The 15,057-nt window shown below is 69.0% G+C and carries 15 protein-coding genes; 11 read left to right on the forward strand and 4 right to left on the reverse strand.

What is annotated here, in order from left to right; genetic code table 11:
• Nucleotides 1-47: 47 nt before the first annotated feature.
• Both AB0I19_RS05130 and AB0I19_RS05135 read left to right on the forward strand, forming a co-directional pair.
• Nucleotides 48-590 (forward strand): FAD-dependent oxidoreductase, encoded by a 543-nt coding sequence (locus AB0I19_RS05130; RefSeq protein WP_357144649.1) that lies wholly within the window; start codon nucleotides 48-50, stop codon nucleotides 588-590.
• The gene (locus tag AB0I19_RS05135) at nucleotides 476-1,219 is read left to right on the forward strand and encodes an FAD-dependent oxidoreductase (protein ID WP_357144652.1); all 744 of its coding nucleotides are present in this window, start codon (nucleotides 476-478) and stop codon (nucleotides 1,217-1,219) included. The genes AB0I19_RS05130 and AB0I19_RS05135 overlap by 115 nt, the downstream gene beginning before the upstream one ends.
• 31 nt (nucleotides 1,220-1,250) lie before the next feature.
• Here the strand turns inward: AB0I19_RS05135 and AB0I19_RS05140 are convergent, their stop codons facing one another.
• On the reverse strand, nucleotides 1,251-2,627 hold the full coding sequence (locus tag AB0I19_RS05140) for an FAD-binding oxidoreductase (RefSeq protein ID WP_357144655.1): 1,377 nt from the start codon (nucleotides 2,625-2,627) through the stop codon (nucleotides 1,251-1,253).
• A 32-nt stretch (nucleotides 2,628-2,659) separates the two neighbouring features.
• A complete protein-coding gene (locus AB0I19_RS05145) occupies nucleotides 2,660-3,022 on the reverse strand; it encodes a cupin domain-containing protein (protein WP_357144658.1) in 363 nt (120 codons plus the stop codon).
• A gap of 143 nt (nucleotides 3,023-3,165) precedes the next feature.
• On the opposite strand from AB0I19_RS05145, the gene AB0I19_RS05150 reads away from it, so the two are divergent.
• On the forward strand, nucleotides 3,166-6,048 hold the full coding sequence (locus tag AB0I19_RS05150; protein WP_357144660.1) for an AAA family ATPase: 2,883 nt from the start codon (nucleotides 3,166-3,168) through the stop codon (nucleotides 6,046-6,048).
• On the opposite strand, the gene AB0I19_RS05155 is transcribed toward AB0I19_RS05150, so the two are convergent.
• Nucleotides 6,045-6,341 (reverse strand): DUF4242 domain-containing protein, encoded by a 297-nt coding sequence (locus AB0I19_RS05155; RefSeq protein WP_357144662.1) that lies wholly within the window; start codon nucleotides 6,339-6,341, stop codon nucleotides 6,045-6,047. The two genes, AB0I19_RS05150 and AB0I19_RS05155, sit on opposite strands and share 4 nt — an antisense overlap.
• Before the next feature lie 177 nt (nucleotides 6,342-6,518).
• On the opposite strand from AB0I19_RS05155, the gene AB0I19_RS05160 reads away from it, so the two are divergent.
• Both AB0I19_RS05160 and AB0I19_RS05165 read left to right on the forward strand, forming a co-directional pair.
• Nucleotides 6,519-7,211, forward strand: coding sequence for a TetR/AcrR family transcriptional regulator C-terminal domain-containing protein (locus AB0I19_RS05160; RefSeq protein WP_357144665.1), 693 nt, complete (start codon nucleotides 6,519-6,521; stop codon nucleotides 7,209-7,211).
• Between the two features lie 205 nt (nucleotides 7,212-7,416).
• Nucleotides 7,417-8,652: an acyl-CoA desaturase gene (locus AB0I19_RS05165; RefSeq protein WP_357144668.1), complete on the forward strand. Its 1,236-nt coding sequence runs from the start codon at nucleotides 7,417-7,419 to the stop codon at nucleotides 8,650-8,652.
• Here the strand turns inward: AB0I19_RS05165 and AB0I19_RS05170 are convergent.
• Nucleotides 8,646-9,440: a GTP-binding protein gene (locus tag AB0I19_RS05170; protein ID WP_357144671.1), complete on the reverse strand. Its 795-nt coding sequence runs from the start codon at nucleotides 9,438-9,440 to the stop codon at nucleotides 8,646-8,648. The two genes, AB0I19_RS05165 and AB0I19_RS05170, sit on opposite strands and share 7 nt — an antisense overlap.
• Before the next feature lie 98 nt (nucleotides 9,441-9,538).
• Between AB0I19_RS05170 and AB0I19_RS05175 the strand changes: the two genes are divergently transcribed.
• The 6 genes from AB0I19_RS05175 to AB0I19_RS05200 all read left to right on the forward strand — a co-directional run bounded on the left by AB0I19_RS05175 (nucleotide 9,539) and on the right by AB0I19_RS05200 (nucleotide 15,029).
• Nucleotides 9,539-9,961 (forward strand): OB-fold domain-containing protein, encoded by a 423-nt coding sequence (locus tag AB0I19_RS05175; RefSeq protein WP_067487857.1) that lies wholly within the window; start codon nucleotides 9,539-9,541, stop codon nucleotides 9,959-9,961.
• Nucleotides 9,954-11,156: a lipid-transfer protein gene (locus AB0I19_RS05180; protein ID WP_357144674.1), complete on the forward strand. Its 1,203-nt coding sequence runs from the start codon at nucleotides 9,954-9,956 to the stop codon at nucleotides 11,154-11,156. Before AB0I19_RS05175 ends, AB0I19_RS05180 begins: the two co-directional genes overlap by 8 nt.
• Before the next feature lie 162 nt (nucleotides 11,157-11,318).
• Nucleotides 11,319-13,148, forward strand: coding sequence for a hypothetical protein (locus AB0I19_RS05185; protein ID WP_357145134.1), 1,830 nt, complete (start codon nucleotides 11,319-11,321; stop codon nucleotides 13,146-13,148).
• Entirely contained in the window at nucleotides 13,148-13,339 is a 192-nt protein-coding gene (locus AB0I19_RS05190) for a hypothetical protein (protein WP_357145137.1), read from the forward strand. Before AB0I19_RS05185 ends, AB0I19_RS05190 begins: the two co-directional genes overlap by 1 nt.
• Nucleotides 13,336-13,704 carry a hypothetical protein gene (locus tag AB0I19_RS05195; protein WP_357144677.1) on the forward strand — a complete coding sequence of 123 codons (369 nt, stop codon included), beginning with the start codon at nucleotides 13,336-13,338 and terminating at the stop codon, nucleotides 13,702-13,704. The genes AB0I19_RS05190 and AB0I19_RS05195 overlap by 4 nt, the downstream gene beginning before the upstream one ends.
• Complete coding sequence (locus tag AB0I19_RS05200) at nucleotides 13,701-15,029, forward strand: hypothetical protein (RefSeq protein WP_357144679.1); 1,329 nt, start codon at nucleotides 13,701-13,703, stop codon at nucleotides 15,027-15,029. Before AB0I19_RS05195 ends, AB0I19_RS05200 begins: the two co-directional genes overlap by 4 nt.
• Nucleotides 15,030-15,057: the final 28 nt, after the last annotated feature.

Here is a 15,057-nt window from a genome sequence, read left to right on the forward strand (position 1 = left end):
CGCTGTCCGGTTCAGGAAGCGAACAACACCCGGACAGGAGTGAGACCATGAAGCATCGCATCGTCGTTCTCGGCGCCGGCTACGCCGGAGCCAATGCCGCCGGACGTCTGGCCAAGCGGCTGCACCCGGCCGACGTCGACATCACCCTCGTCAATGCCGACCCGGAATTCGTCGAACGGGTCCGCATGCACCAGCTCGCGGCCGGACAGGACCTGCGGAGCCGCCCGCTGACCGAGGTCTTCGCGGGTACCGGGGTGCGCGTGCGACTGGGGCGCGTCACCGCGGTCGATGTCGACCACAAGACGGTCACCGTCGACGACGGGAACGACATCGCTTACGACACAATGGTTTACGCCCTCGGCAGCATGGCCGCCTCCGGCGCGCCCGGTGTGGCCGAGCACGCGTACGACATCGCGGGCAAGCTTCCGCGCTCCGGACACGTGCGCGGCTGGCGAGCCTGGGCGCCGGTGCGACCGTGCTGGTCGTCGGTGGTGGCCTCACCGGCATCGAAGCGGCCACCGAGATCGCCGAGGCCCGACCGGATCTCGGCGTCGTGCTCGTCGCGCGCGGTGGCCTGGGCGACTGGCTGAGCGACAAGGCGCGCCGACACCTGTACGCCGCGTTCGACCGGCTCGGCATCACGGTGCGCGAGCACACCGATATCGCCCGCGTACTGGAGAGCGGTGCAACCACCGGCGACGGCGACACCATCCATGCCGAGATGACGGTGTGGACAGCAGGTTTCGCGGTCCATCCGATTCCCACGGCCACCACCTTGACCGTGTCGGACACCGGCCGGATCGTCGTCGACGAGACGATGCGCTCGATCTCGCATCCCGACGTCTATGCCGTCGGTGACGCCGCGTTCGCCCCCGGCGCGGGCGGTGACCCGCTGCGCATGTCCTGCGCGTCCGGCGTCCCCACGGCGTACCAGGCGGCCGACGCCATCGCCGCCCGCCTGACCGGGCGCGCGGTGCCGCGCAACGATATCGGCTACACCGGCCAGTGCGTGAGCCTCGGCCGCCGCGACGCCATCGTGCAGTGGGTCACCCCCGACGACCGGCCCAAGTCCTCCGCGCTCACCGGACGACCCGCCGCACGCCTCAAGGAGTTCGTCTGCAAGAGCGCGGCCTGGAGCGTTTCGCACCCGACCACGATGATGCCGTCGCGCAGGCGACGCATCACCGCGGCCACGCCGAACTCCGCGCACACGGCCTGATTCGCCGCGCCTCGTCCGCGCGTCCGTGCCACTATTTCGCCGGTGCGATGTTCTGATTGAGATGGAACAGGTTGGCCGGGTCGTAGGCCTTCTTGACCGCCGCCAAGCGGTCGTAGTTGGGCCCGTAGTTGGCGCGGATGCGGCCCTGGTCGTCGGAGGCCATGAAATTGATGTAGCCACCATCGGCGGTATGCGGTTCGAGCGCGGCGTGGTAGTCCCGCACCCATTCGATGTTGGCGTCGTTGTCGGCCGGATCCGGCCACATGCCCGCGATGACCGGGGCGAAGTTCGCGGTCCGGTAGGCGAACGCGGTGTCCTCCGCCGCGACGTCGTGGACGGCGCCGTCGATGGGGTACAGGTGCATGGTGGACTGCATGGCGGGCACCCGTGGACCGAACTCCAGATGCGCGGCGAGGGCGCCGTCGGTGAGTTCGGGTTGGAACGCCGCCTTCCAGTAGTGCTGCAACCCGGCGGGGAGCAGCGCGTCGAACGCGCCGTTGAGGGCCGGGTAGGGCATCCGGCCCACGTGCTCGGCGACCGGTGTCGCGACCGCGCGCAGGTCCGCGAGCAGTGCTTCGGCCTCCTCGTCGCTGCCGTTGAAGCACGACACCAGGAGCATGAAGGGCTCACCGACCCGGTCTTCGGGGATGAACGGTAGCGGCGGGGCGATCTGGAAGGCGGGGAAGGCACCCATCGCGCGCGGTGCCGCGGCGATCCAGTCGCGGTAGGTCCGCAACAGTTGTTCGGCGGCTTCGAGTTCGAAGAACATGGGTCCGCCGTAGATGGTGTCCACCGGGTGCAGGTCGAACTCCATCTCGGTCACCACACCGAAGTTGCCGCCGCCGCCGCGCAACGCCCAGAACAGGTCGGGATGCTCGGTCGCGTTCGCGGTGACGAAGGTGCCGTCGGCCAGGACGACGTCGGCGGATCGCAGGTTGTCGATCGAGAGCCCGTAGGCACGGGCGAGGTAGCCGATGCCGCCGCCGAGCGTCAGGCCGGCCACACCGGTGGTCGAGATGATGCCGCCGGTGGTGGCGAGGCCGAAAGTGTGTGCGGCGTGGTCGAAGTCGCCCCAGGTGCAGCCCGCCTGGACCCGGGCGATCCGCCGCTCGGGATCGATGCGGATGCCCTTCATCGCGCTGAGGTCCAAGACGATGCCGTCGTCGACGGTGCCGAAACCGGGCACGCTGTGCGCGCCCGCACGCACGGCGAGGTCGAGGCCGCTCGCTCGGGCGGTGTCGACGGTGACGCGCACGTCGGCGACGTCGACCGCGCCGACGATGGCGAGGGGTTTGCGGTCGATCATCCCGTTGTAGACCGAACGGGCCTGGTCGTAGCCGGGTGACTGCGCGGTGATCACCTCGCCGCGGACCGCTTCGAGCATGGTCAGTGCTGGTGTGCCGTTCATTTCTGCTCCCTGAGGGTCGGCCGGTGCGGCGGTCAGCCGAACAGGCGCAGGACGTGGTCGTGGAATCGACGCATCTGCGCCACCGGGCCGACTTCGAGGAAGACGGCTCCCCCGGCGGAGGTGGCGGTGTGCCCGGCAGGCCAGTGGTAGACCTCCCCCGCGGCGGCGGTCTCCACCGTGCCGTCGGCGTGCTCGAGCCGCAACGATCCTTCCAGCACGATCCCCCAGTGCGGGCTGGGGCAACGGTCGTCGGGAAGGCCCTGCAGGACCGGGCCGAAGTCGGTTTCGGGCGGCACGCTGGCGTACCGGACCGCCATGTCGCCCCACTCGATATACCGGGTGGTCAACTCGCCCTGGGCGACCTCGATGGGCAGGTCTTCGATCCTCGTCGCCATGATGTGCTCCTCGGTCGGCGTTACCTGTGACGCTACGGAGAACCGGTGCCGCGCACCTGACCTGATCTGACCGAATCGGCGCGAGCGCGAGGGGGTCGGATCGGACTATCTCGATGGGCGTCGAATCCGGCTAAGGTCGAGGAGTGACCGAATCGGCGTCGCCGAGCAGCGGTACGGCCTTTGTCGGTCGCGGCGCGGAAGTCGCGCGGCTCGAGGCCGTGTGGGCGGCGGTCGAGAGCGATCGGCGGCAGGTCGTCTTCGTCGGCGGCGAACCGGGCGTCGGCAAGACCCGGTTGGTGAGCGAGGCGGCCACCGCGTTGCGCGCGCAGGGTGCCACCGTGCTGTGGGGCGTGTGCCGCGAGGATCTCGACATCCCGTACCGGCCCTTCGTCGCGATCCTCGAGCAGGCGATCGAACAGGCCCCGCCCGAGGCTCTGCGCGCTATCGCGCCCACCGCGGCTGCCCCGCTGCTGCGGCTCACCACGAGCGTGTCGCGGTACTGGCCGTCGGCGCGACCGAATCCGGGTGACCGGGACTCGCGACCCGACCTCTTCGACGCCCTCATGCGTGTCTTGCTGGCGGCCGCCGAGCGCTGCCCGCTGGTGCTCGTCCTCGAGGATCTGCACTGGGCCTCGGAACCGACGTTGGCGATGCTGTCTCATCTGGTCGAGTCCACGGCTGGTGAGCGGTTACTCGTGCTGGCGACCCTTCGGACGACCGCACCGGACCGCACGGACGCGGTGGGCTTCGCCCTCGCCGATCTGCATCGTCTCGACGGTGTCGCCCGGATCGACCTCGCCGGGCTCAGCACCGACGAGGTGGCCGAGTACCTCGTCCGGGCGGCCGGGGTGTCGCGGGGGGCGGCGCTGTCGGCCGCGCCGGTACTGCGTGACCACACCGGCGGGAATCCGTTCTTCCTCCAGGAGTACTGGCACGACCTCGCGACCCGCGGCGGCTTGACCGCGGTACGGTCCGCCGTCGCCGCACCGCGATCGGTCCAGGACGCGCTGGCCCGCCGACTCGCGGCCTTCGATGTGGACCACGCGCGGGTGATCGAACTGGCGGCGGCCGCCGGTGATGTCGTCGACATCGACATCCTGACCGACGGACTCGACTCGAACCAGGTCCTCGCGGGGATCGACTTCGGTGTGCGCGCCGGACTTCTCGTCGCGGGGGCCGCGGACGGCGAGTATCGCTTCGCGCACGCCCTCGCTCGCCAGGCCGTCCTCGACCGGATGTCGGCGGTCGACCTGGCGGCCGCGCATGCCCGGGTCGCGGTTGCCCTCGAGCAGCGCGACCCCACCCGGGTGGCCGCGCTGGCGCATCACTATTTCCGGGCCCGTGCCCTCGGATACGCGGACAAGGCGGTGCACTACCTGGTGCTCGCGGCCCGCCAGGCCGAGCGTGGCATCGCTCATCGCGAGGCGGCGGCGCTGTACGAGCGCGCGGCGCAGGCGCACGCCGCGCGCGGACCGACCCGGGTCGAGCTCCTCTCGGCGGCGGCGCGCTGTCGCCTGCACGGCGGTGACTTCGACACCGCCCGTCGGCTCTACGAGGAGCTCGCGACGGACGGGGACCCACGTGTCCGGCTGGCTGCCGCAATCGGGCACGAGAACGCGTCGTGGCGGCCCTCCGCGAGTGGTCAGCGCTCGCTGGCGCTGCTCAGCGAGGCGCTGGGCGCCGCCGCACTGGACCCTGACGACCCGCTGTCGGTGCGCGCTCGCGCGAGCATGGGGCGGGCCGCGTCGTTCACCGGCGATTCCGGGCGGGCTCGGCGGATCGGTGAGGACGCGTTGGCGCGGGCCAGGGTCATCGGCGATCCGGAATTGCTCGCGCACGCCCTGTGCACGACGCTGTGGCAGGGTATGCGCCCGGATCTGGCGCCCGAATTGCTGGCACGGGCGCTGGAGCTCAACGACATCGGGGCGCGCCTCGGTGACGACGACTACCGGGGACCCGCCGCCTTCCACCGCGCGGTGTTCGCCTACCTGCTCGGCGACGCGGTGGCGTGGAGCAGCGCCCAGCGCGACCTGACCGAGTTGGCGTTGGCTCGGGGTCAGCCGTTCTTTCGGTATGTCGCCGGATGCTCGCGATGCGCGCACCGGTTCGCCGTCGGCGATTTCGCGGGTACCGAGCGGATCATCGACTGGCTCGACGACCAGTTCGCCCAGGAGTTCGGCGGCGCCACCGAGGGCTCATGGGGTGTGCAGCAGTTCATGCTCCGGCGGGTCACCGGTGGCCTGGAGCAGGTTCGTCCGCTCGTCTCCGGCCGCGAGAGCTTCGACGATCACTGGTTGCCGGGCCTTTTGGCCTTGTACACGGAGCTGGAGATGTGGCAGCCTGCCGCGCGTCTGCTGACCCACCTCTGCGACCGGATCGCGGATCACCGTTTCGGCGCCCAATGGGCAGGGGTCCTGGCTTTCGCCACCGAGGCAGCGGTCCGGCTCGACGACACCGAGGTGGCGGCGATGCTGCGCCCGTTGGTCGCCGAGTACTCCGGTGCCAATCTGATGGCCGGTGCGAGTGTCGCGGTATTCGGCAGTGCGGATCGCTATCTCGCCGAACTCGACTCGGTGCTCGATGCAGGCAGTGCCGACCTGCACTTCGAGCATGCTCTCGCGATGGACCGCCGGATGGGAGCGGTGACCCACCAGGCCGAGACATTGGCGGCTTGGTACCGGCACCGGCTCCGTCGTCCCGCCGCCGTGCCCGGACCCACCGCCGCCGACCTCGCCACCGAGGCACGCGCGCTGGCACGGCGGATCGGGCACCGTCGCATTCTGCGCGATCTGGATGCGGACCCCGCGCCGCACCGGGAGCACGTGATCCTGCCGAACGGGCTGACCGACCGCGAGGTGGATGTGCTGCGCCTGGTCGCCGACGGGCTGTCCAATCGCGAGATCGGCGAGCGCTTGTTCATCAGCGCCAACACCGCTGCCAATCATGTGCGCAGCATCCTGATCAAGACGGCCGCGCCCAACCGGACGAGGGCCGCCATCTTCGCCACCGAGCACGGGCTGCTCTAGCCGGTGGTCGGCCCGCCTGCGGTCGACAGCGGGGCGAAGGCCCCGTCCGGGGTGATGGTGCCGGACAGTTCCATGATGGCGTCGGCGGGGATGCCGGCCCTGACCGCGGCGGCGCGGATCGCGTCGACGTTGTCGGCCTCGTAGAGGCAGAACGTCTTGCGTTTGTCCAGCGACAGAAACGAACTGAGCCAGCGCACACCGAACTCGTCGTTGATCCGGTTGATCTCCGCGGCGGTCTCCGGGGCCACCTCGAGCTGTTCGGCGAATTGCCGCTCCACCATGAATATCGGCATCGGATGCCCCTTGGTTGTGCTCGAGCGCGGCCCACACGGTGCACCGGTCCGAACGGCGGTCCCCGGTCTTCACGGTACTCGCTCCAGCAAGCTGTGATCTCGACCTGATTCCGAATGATGCTTGTCAACGCTGTAGGTCTACACTGGCAAGGAACTGGATCAGACGGAGGTGCCCTCGTGGCCGAGGATTCGACAGCCGGCACCCGCCGTTCCACCAGCGCGGTGACCAGGGAGTCCGTGCTCGCCGCGGCGCTGATGATCGTCGATCGCGACGGCGTCGACGCGTTGTCGATGCGGCGGCTGGCCGAAGCGGTCGGCCGGGACCCGATGGTGATCTACCGTCACCTGCCCAACAAGGCAGCCGTGCTCGACGGCGTGGCCGAGATGGTGTTCGAGCAGCTGGTGGTCGATGCCGACGATCCGGACTGGGCGGCACAGCTGCGCGCGGTGGCGCGCGCGTTCCGCGCGTTGGCGCTGGCGCACCCGAATGTTGTGCCGCTGCTGGCGATCCGGCCGCTGTCTACCCCCCTCGGTATGCGCCCGATCGCGGTGGTCCGGCCACTCGAGAGCATCCTGCGGCTGCTCACCAATGCCGGGTTCTCCGGCGCCGACGCGCTGCACGTCTACCGCGCGCTGTTCGGATTCCTCTACGGTCACGTACTCAACGAACTCCAAGAGGTGATCGAGCGGCCGGAGGAATCGGACGAGGTCCTGCGGCTCGGCCTGCACCGGCTCCCGATCACCGAGTTCCCGCTGGTGCGGGCACTCGCGCCGGTACTGGCCGCCTACGACGGCGCGGCCGAACTCGAGCGAGGCCTGGACATCCTGCTCACCGGCCTCACCGCGACCCTGACGCCACTCTCGAGCTGACCTACTCTGGCTCGCTTTCACCTCGGACCTCCACCCTGCGCGGCGGACTCGACGTCGACCGTGCCACCCGCAGGTGTAGCCGCACTGTCCGGCTCACGCCTACTCCGTCACACAGCGGTCACCGTGGGCATCTATACCGTCAGTCTACGGTGTAGACGTCTGCTGTAGATGGACGTAGAATCAGCAGTACGACCAGCGAGGAATCATGGCCATTACCGAAGTCGCGGTCTACGCGCACCTGAGCAAGGCCGATGTCGAAGCCCTCGGCGAGGAACTCGACACGATCCGACGCGACATCGAGGAGCGGCGCGGCACCCCCGACGCCGAATACATCCGGCGCACGATCGCGTTCCAGCGAATCCTGGACGCGAGTGCGCGACTGCTCCTGGCGGGCACCGGCTCACGACTGGGCTGGCTCGTCGGCACCTCGGCGCTGGCCGCGGCCAAGAGCATCGAGAACATGGAGATCGGCCACAATGTGTCGCACGGCCAATGGGATTGGATGAACGATCCCGAAATCCATTCCCGCACCTGGGAATGGGACATGGCCGGGGTGTCGTCACAATGGCGCTACTCGCACAACTACCGCCATCACATGTTCACCAACGTGGTCGGCATGGACGACGACGTCGGATTCGGCGTCATCCGGGTGACCAGAGACCAGCAATGGCGACCACGCCTGCTCCTGCAACCGCTGCAGAACCTGCTCCTGGCAGCCACGTTCGAATGGGGCATCGCCCTGCACGGGCTGTATTCCGAACGCGACCGCGCCGCGACCGCCACCGAGAAGACCGCGCACACCCGGGCACTGCTCCGCAAGATCGGCAGGCAGACGGCCAAGGACTATCTGTTCTTCCCGATCCTGAGCGGACGGCGCTGGCGCCGCACCCTGACCGCGGGCATCACCGCCAACGCGCTGCGCAATCTCTGGGCTTACGTCGTGATCTTCTGCGGCCATTTCCCCGACGGCGCGGAGAAATTCACGCCGGAAGCGATCGAGCACGAGACGCACGGCGAGTGGTACCTGCGCCAGATGCTCGGCACCGCCAACTTCGACGCAGGCCCGATCCTGGCCTTCCTCAGCGGCCACCTCTCACACCAGATCGAGCACCACCTTTTCCCCGACCTGCCGAGCAACCGATACGCCGAGATAGCCACTCGGGTCCGCGCACTCTGCGACAAATACGACCTGCCCTACACCACCGGTCCACTGCCCCGGCAGTACCTGCTCACTCTGCGCACGATCCACAAACTCGCCCTCCCCGACACCTTCCTGCTGGCAACCACCGACGACGCACCCGAAACCGCATCCGAACGCAAGTTCGGCACCGCGGTCCCCGCCGAGCCGGGAACGATCCGGCGTGGCCTGCGCACCGCACTGCGCGAGGTGAGCGCTCGACGCCCGGGCGGCCTCCGTCGTCGCGGCCACGCTGGTCAGTAGTCGAGGACGTGTTCGGGCTGGCAGACGTACATGGGTGACGGCAGATAGCGGACGACCGCGTCCAGGAGTGCGGCGATGTCGTCGCTCGCCCGGGGTGCGTCGCACAGGATGGGAACGATGTCGCCGTTACGGGTGCGGCCCCGGATGCAGTTGTGCAGGTCCCGGACGGTGAGGCAGTCCGACACCGCAGGGTCCGGTTCGGTCAGCGTCTCGACGAGCGCGCGGCACCAGCGCTCGGCTGACTCCCGATGTTGTCCGGCAGCCCCGAGCACCGCGGCCGAGACCAGATCGATGACACCGCCGAAGTCGCCTCCGGTGCCGACCGGGACCTGTAGTGCCAGCGGCGTTGCCCCGCGAATGTCGGCGATCGCATGAAGACAGCGGTCGAAGTCGGCGGTGGGTCCGTCGAGCCCGGTGACCAGGCACAGGCGCGCGACCTGATGGTCGTCGGCGACCCGCAACATGGTGTCCAGCCGCGGCGTGCTCTGCGCGGCGGCGTCCACGACCACGACGACTCCGTCGGCTAAGCGAATGCAGCGTTCCAGGTCGGCGATGAGCGCCTCGCTCGCCGGCGCGGTGACACGAATCGTGTGCTCGACCCCCTCCGTCGACCAGCGGACGGTGTTCTCGGTGTCGCCGAAGCACCGGCGCAGGCGATGGGTCAGTCGGGTCGCCCCGCCTGGATCGCCGATGATCGTGACGTTGCGGATCGCCTGCGGGTCAATAGCTTTGGTGCCCATCGCGTTGCGGTACTCCAGATCGACGTCATCGCATCCTCGACGCGCCAACCGTACCTCCGCCCGAGCGGCGCCGGATCGGAATTCCGCCCCAAAGTAGAACGTGTTCCTATACCGTCGGCCACGTGCAGAAAGAACAACGCCCCGCCGTGGCTGACTGGTTCACTGCGGACGACGGCCAGGTACGCCTCAAAGGCACCCGCTGCAACGACTGCGGCACACCGTACTTCCCGAAGAACACGCTCGCCTGCCGCAATCCGCAGTGCACAGGTACCCACGACGGCTCCGAGCTCGTCGAGTATCTGTTCTCTACGCGCGGGCGGATCTGGTCGTACGCCGACGCTCGGTACAAACCGCCGGCGCCCTACGTCTCGGCCGATCCGTTCGTGCCCTACGTCGTCGCGGCGGTGGAGCTCGAGGTCGAGCAGATGGTGATTCTCGGGCAGGTCGAGCGCGGTCTCACCGTGGACGACCTCGCCGTCGGCATGCCGGTCGAATTGACCGTCGGCACGCTGTACGAGGACGACGACGCCGAGCACACGGTGTGGATGTGGAGGCCGGTCGATGACTGACACCAATGATCGCGACATCGCCGTCCTCGGCGCGGGCATGCACCCGTGGGGCAAGTGGGGCCGCAATTTCGTCGAATACGGTCTGGTGGCGGCGCGTGCCGCGCTGGCCGATGCCGGGTTGGACCACCGCGACGTCGGCTACATCGCCGGCGCCGACACCATCCGCAACGGTTACCCCGGCTTCGTCTCGGGCGCGACGTTCGCGCAGGCGCTCGGCTGGTCGGGTGCGCAGATCTCGAGCAGCTACGCCGCGTGCGCCTCGGGCGCACAGGCCATCGCCAACGCGCGTGCGCAGATCCTGGCCGGACTGTGCGAAGTCGCGCTGGTAGTCGGCGCGGACACCACCCCGAAGGGGTTCTTCCAGCCGGTCGGTGGCGAGCGCCGTGACGACCCGGACTGGTTGCGCTTCCATCTGCTCGGTGCGACCAACCCCATCTATTTCGCCCTGTACGCCCGCCGCCGGATGGCCTTGCACGGTGCCACCCTCGACGACTTCGCCGCCGTCAAGGTGAAGAACTCCAGGCACGGCCTGAACAACCCGAACGCCCGCTACCGCAAGGAAGTCCCGGTCGAGGAGATCTCCGCCTCGACGATCGTCTCGGACCCGCTGCGGTTGCTCGACATCTGCGCGACCAGCGACGGTGGCGCCGCCCTGGTGCTCACGTCGATGGACTACGCCCGCCGCCACGGCATCGCCGATCCGGTCCGGATCTCCGCACTGTCGACGATCACGCCGACGTTCCCCAAGACCGTGCTCGATCTGCCGGACTTCTCGACGGATTCGGCCGTGGCCGTCGAGCCGCCCTCGCGCACCTTCCGGTCGGCCATCGCGCACGCCGCCTACGAGGAGGCCGGGATCGGTCCCGAAGACCTGTCCCTCGCGGAGGTCTACGACCTGTCCACCGCGCTGGAACTGGACTGGTACGAGGACATCGGGCTCTGTGAGACGGGCGAAGCGGAGGCTCTGCTGCGCAGTGGCGCAACGACATTGGGCGGACGGGTGCCGGTGAATCCGAGCGGGGGCCTGGCCTGCTTCGGCGAAGCAATCCCCGCTCAGGCCATCGCCCAGATCTGTGAACTCACCTGGCAGCTGCGCGGGCAGGCCGAGGGCCGCCAGGTGGACGACGCCCGCGCGGGCATCGCGGTGAACCAGGGCCTCTTCGGCCACGGATCGGCGATCATCGCCACGCGCTGACCCACGGCGTCGCTCCCCGCGCGCAGGATCGGATCCGCCGACCTGCGCGCGTGGGGTATCGGCACCGCGCGGATTTCGGGATACTGTTCGTTACCCCATCGACCGGGCGCTTCGACACATCGGAGGACTGCCGTGTCCACAGCGATATCCGCTCCGTCGACGATGCCGGTCGCGCAGGGCACCGAAGGCGGTGGTGCCGCCCTCGATCAGGTCGCGCTCATGACCGGTGCGGCCGCGGTGATCGGCGCGGTACTGCTGTGGGTGGCCTACCTGCACCGGACCCGGCGCATCACCTGGCTGCAACGGCTGGCCGACTTCAGCGGTCGCATCATGAACCGGCCGGGCTGGGTGGCGCTCCCGATCGCGATGTTCCTCGCGACCATCCTCACGGCGTTTCTCGGCTTCATCTGGGATGTGAGCCTGCACGTCGGCAAGGGTCGCGACGCCGGACCGCTGGCCAACCCGGCCCACTACTTCATCCTGGTCGGCCTGTTCTTCCTCTTCATGGCGGGCATGCTTGCCGTCATCCTGCCGCTCGACGAGAAGCCGGGCCGGGCCGCGGTGAAGATCACCCGCGACTGGTACGCCCCTGTGGGCGGCATCCTGATCGCCGGTGCCGGTTTGTACGCGCTGATCGGTTTTCCGCTCGACGACATCTGGCATCGGCTGTTCGGTCAGGACGTCACGCTCTGGGGGCCCACCCACCTGATGCTCATCGGTGGTGCGGGTCTGTCGCTGATCGGCGTGCTGCTGCTCGAACTCGAAGGCCGATACAACCGGCCCGACCCCGCGCGCATCGACGGCCGGGTGTTGTGGGCGATTCAGGCGTTCGCTTTCGGCGGCCTGGTGATCGGGTTGTCGGTGTTCGGCGTCGAATTCGACTTCGGTGTGCAGCAGTTCCGGCTGGTGCTGCAACCGATGCTCATCGTCTTCGCCGCGACGATCGCCCTGATCTCGGCGCGCCTCACGCTCGGCCCGCTCAGCACGTTGCTGCTCGTGGCCTTCGCCTTCGGTGTGCGCTGGGTCGTGGCGGTCCTGGTCGGCACCGGATTCGAGGCGCCGCGCAATGTGTTTCCGCTCTACCTCGGTGCCGCGGTCGTGGTGGAACTGCTGGCTCTCCTGCCGTTGATCCGCCGACCGCTCTGGTGGGGCGCGCTGGCCGGGCTCGGGGTGGCGACGGTGGGCATCTGGCTGGAATCGTTGTGGATCGAGCGGATGTTCGTCAATCCGTGGGTCGCCGGGATGTGGCCCGAACTGCTGGCGATGGCGGTGCCGGTCGGTGTGGCGGGCGGTGTGATCGGCGCGATGCTCGGCACCGTCCTACGCGGCAAGCCGCTGCCCAGGCCTGCCGTGCGGCGTGGACTGGTGGTCGGCGCAGTGGTGATCGCTGCCGCGGCGACCACGAACGGGCTGATCATCCGCGTGCCGGAGCACGCGTCGGCGACGGTCGTGCTCACCGACGCCGAGCCCGTGCGGGGCGGGCGGATGGTCACCGCCGACATCCGGCTCTCCCCCACCGATCTGATCGGCGCCGACCCGGAATGGGTGGAGATCCTGGCCTGGCAGGGCGGTACCGGCGACGACAGTCCCGGCCACGGCCTGGTCGTGGACAAACTGCGTCGCGTCGCCGACGACCACTTCGTCTCCACCCGCCCGGTGCCCGTGCACGGCACCTGGAAAACGGTGCTGCGCCTGCAGGACGGGCGTATGCAATCCGCGCTGCCCCTGTTCATGCCGCTCGATCCCGGCATCGGCGCCGCGGAGGTGGCCGCGCCCGCGAGCTTCACGCGGCCGTTCGTCGAGGAGATCTCGGTGCTGCAGCGCGAGCGGTCCTTCGATCATCCGTCCTGGTTGATCGGCCTTGCCGGCCTGGTGGTGCTGGCGTGCAGCCTGGCCTTGATCGCGGCGATGGCGTGGGGCGCGGCTCGTGTCAACGACCGCTATCTGGCGGCGGGCAGCACACCGGATCAGAAGGCAACGGTCGGCACGTGATTCGCGAGGAGAACGTCGACATTCTCGCCGACCACTCCCTGCTGCTGGCGATTCCGGCCTTCCTGCCCGCAGTCGCGTTGGTCGGGCTGGTGTTGTTCATCGCGATGCGCGATCGGCGCGCGGAGAGGCGCGAAAACGAGGGCGCCGAAAGCGAATCCGCGCGGACCGACCGCAGTGAGGAGAATCCGTGAGCACTCGTCGACTCCTGCTAGGTCTTGTGACGGTCTGCGCGGGTCCACTGCTGATGAGCTGCTCGTCGGGCGAGCCGACCGTCGAGCCGGTGGCGACAGCACGCACCATCGACATCCGGATAGCCGACGGTGAAGTGTCTCCGGTCAATACGCGCACCGAAGCCGAGGTGGGGCAACGCATCGTGTTGCGGGTCGACAGTGATGCCACCGACGAACTGCATGTCCATTCCGCTCCCGCACACACCTTCCCCGTCGCCGCGGCCGCGGGCCAGGAGTTCGATTTCACCGTGGCGGTTCCGGGCCAGGTGGACATCGAACTCCACCGGCTCGGACGGACGGTGACGACGCTGCTGGTCCGGCGGTGAGTCCCCTCGCTCACGGCCTCAACGGCGCCGAGGACCTGCCGATTCCGCTCGCCTACGCATTGGTCGGTGCGGCATGGGCGCTGACCTTCTCGTTCGCGCTGCTGTTCGTGGCCTGGCGTCAGCCGCGACTCGACCCGCAGTCGCCGGGATGGCCGCTGCCCACGCCGGTGCGCCGACTGATCGACGCTCCAACAACGCGGTGGGTCGTCGCCACGGTGAGTGTGGTGGCCACTGCCTGCGTGATCGTCATCGCGATACTCGGTTCCCCCGATCCGGCCCTGAATCCGGTGCCGGGAGTGCTCTATATCGGCGTCTGGGTCGGGGTGATGGTGGCGTCTCTGCTGATCGGGCCGGTGTGGAAGGTCGTCTCCCCGGTCCGGGCGATCCATCGATTCGGCTGTCTGCTGTTGCGGCGCGCGCCGGAGCACGGAATTCTCCGCTATCGCGAGGAATGGGGTCACCTTCCCGCCGCTGTCGGCCTGTTCTCCTTCGTGTGGCTGGAATTGGCCTGGCGCACACCGGGTTCGGTGAGCTCGGTACTGACCTGGCTGATCGGCTATCTGGTCGTCACCTCGATCGGCCTCGCCCTGTTCGGCACCGTGTGGGCAGAACGCGCCGACCCGCTCGAGGTGTACAGCACCCTGCTGGCGCACCTGAGTCCGTTCGGCCGCGACCGCGCGGGACAGCCGGTCCTGCGAATGCCGTTGAACAATCTCGCGGGGACCCCCGGGCTCGCCGGATCGGTAGCGGTCGCCGCGACCTTGCTCGGATCCACTGCCTTCGACAGCTTCTCCACGTTCCCGTGGTGGCGCGAACTGGTCGACGACCTGACTCCCGTCGTCGATGCGACGCTGGTGCGCACGGCCGGACTACTGGTTTTCATCGGGGTCGTGGGCGGACTGTTCTCCCTCGCCGCGCGCGCCACCGGCGGTGTCGCCCCCGCCGATCGCGCGCTGCTCCCCCGACGACTGACGCTCAGCCTCACCCCGATCGTCGCGGGGTACCTGATCGCCCACTACCTCACGTTTCTCGTCGAGAAGGGGCAGGCGACGGTGCTGCTGTTCGCCGATCCACTCGACCGCGGCTGGAACCTCGCGGGCCTGGCCGATCGAGACGTGGCCTACGTGCTGTCGAGCCATCCGGGCGTGCTCGCCACCTGCAAGGTGCTCGCGGTGCTGACCGGCCATGTCCTCGGCGTCGCCGCCGCACACGACCGCTGTCTGGTCCTTCTCCCGCCTCGTCACCGGTTGACCGGCCAGCTGGCCTTGATGCTGACGATGGTCGCCTTCACCTTCACCGGGCTGTACCTGCTGTTCGGGGGATAGCAATCGTTCGGCTACGACGTCCGCTGGT

The sequence above is a fragment of the Nocardia sp. NPDC050413 genome, from assembly GCF_040655475.1.
Classification (GTDB): domain Bacteria; phylum Actinomycetota; class Actinomycetes; order Mycobacteriales; family Mycobacteriaceae; genus Nocardia; species Nocardia coubleae.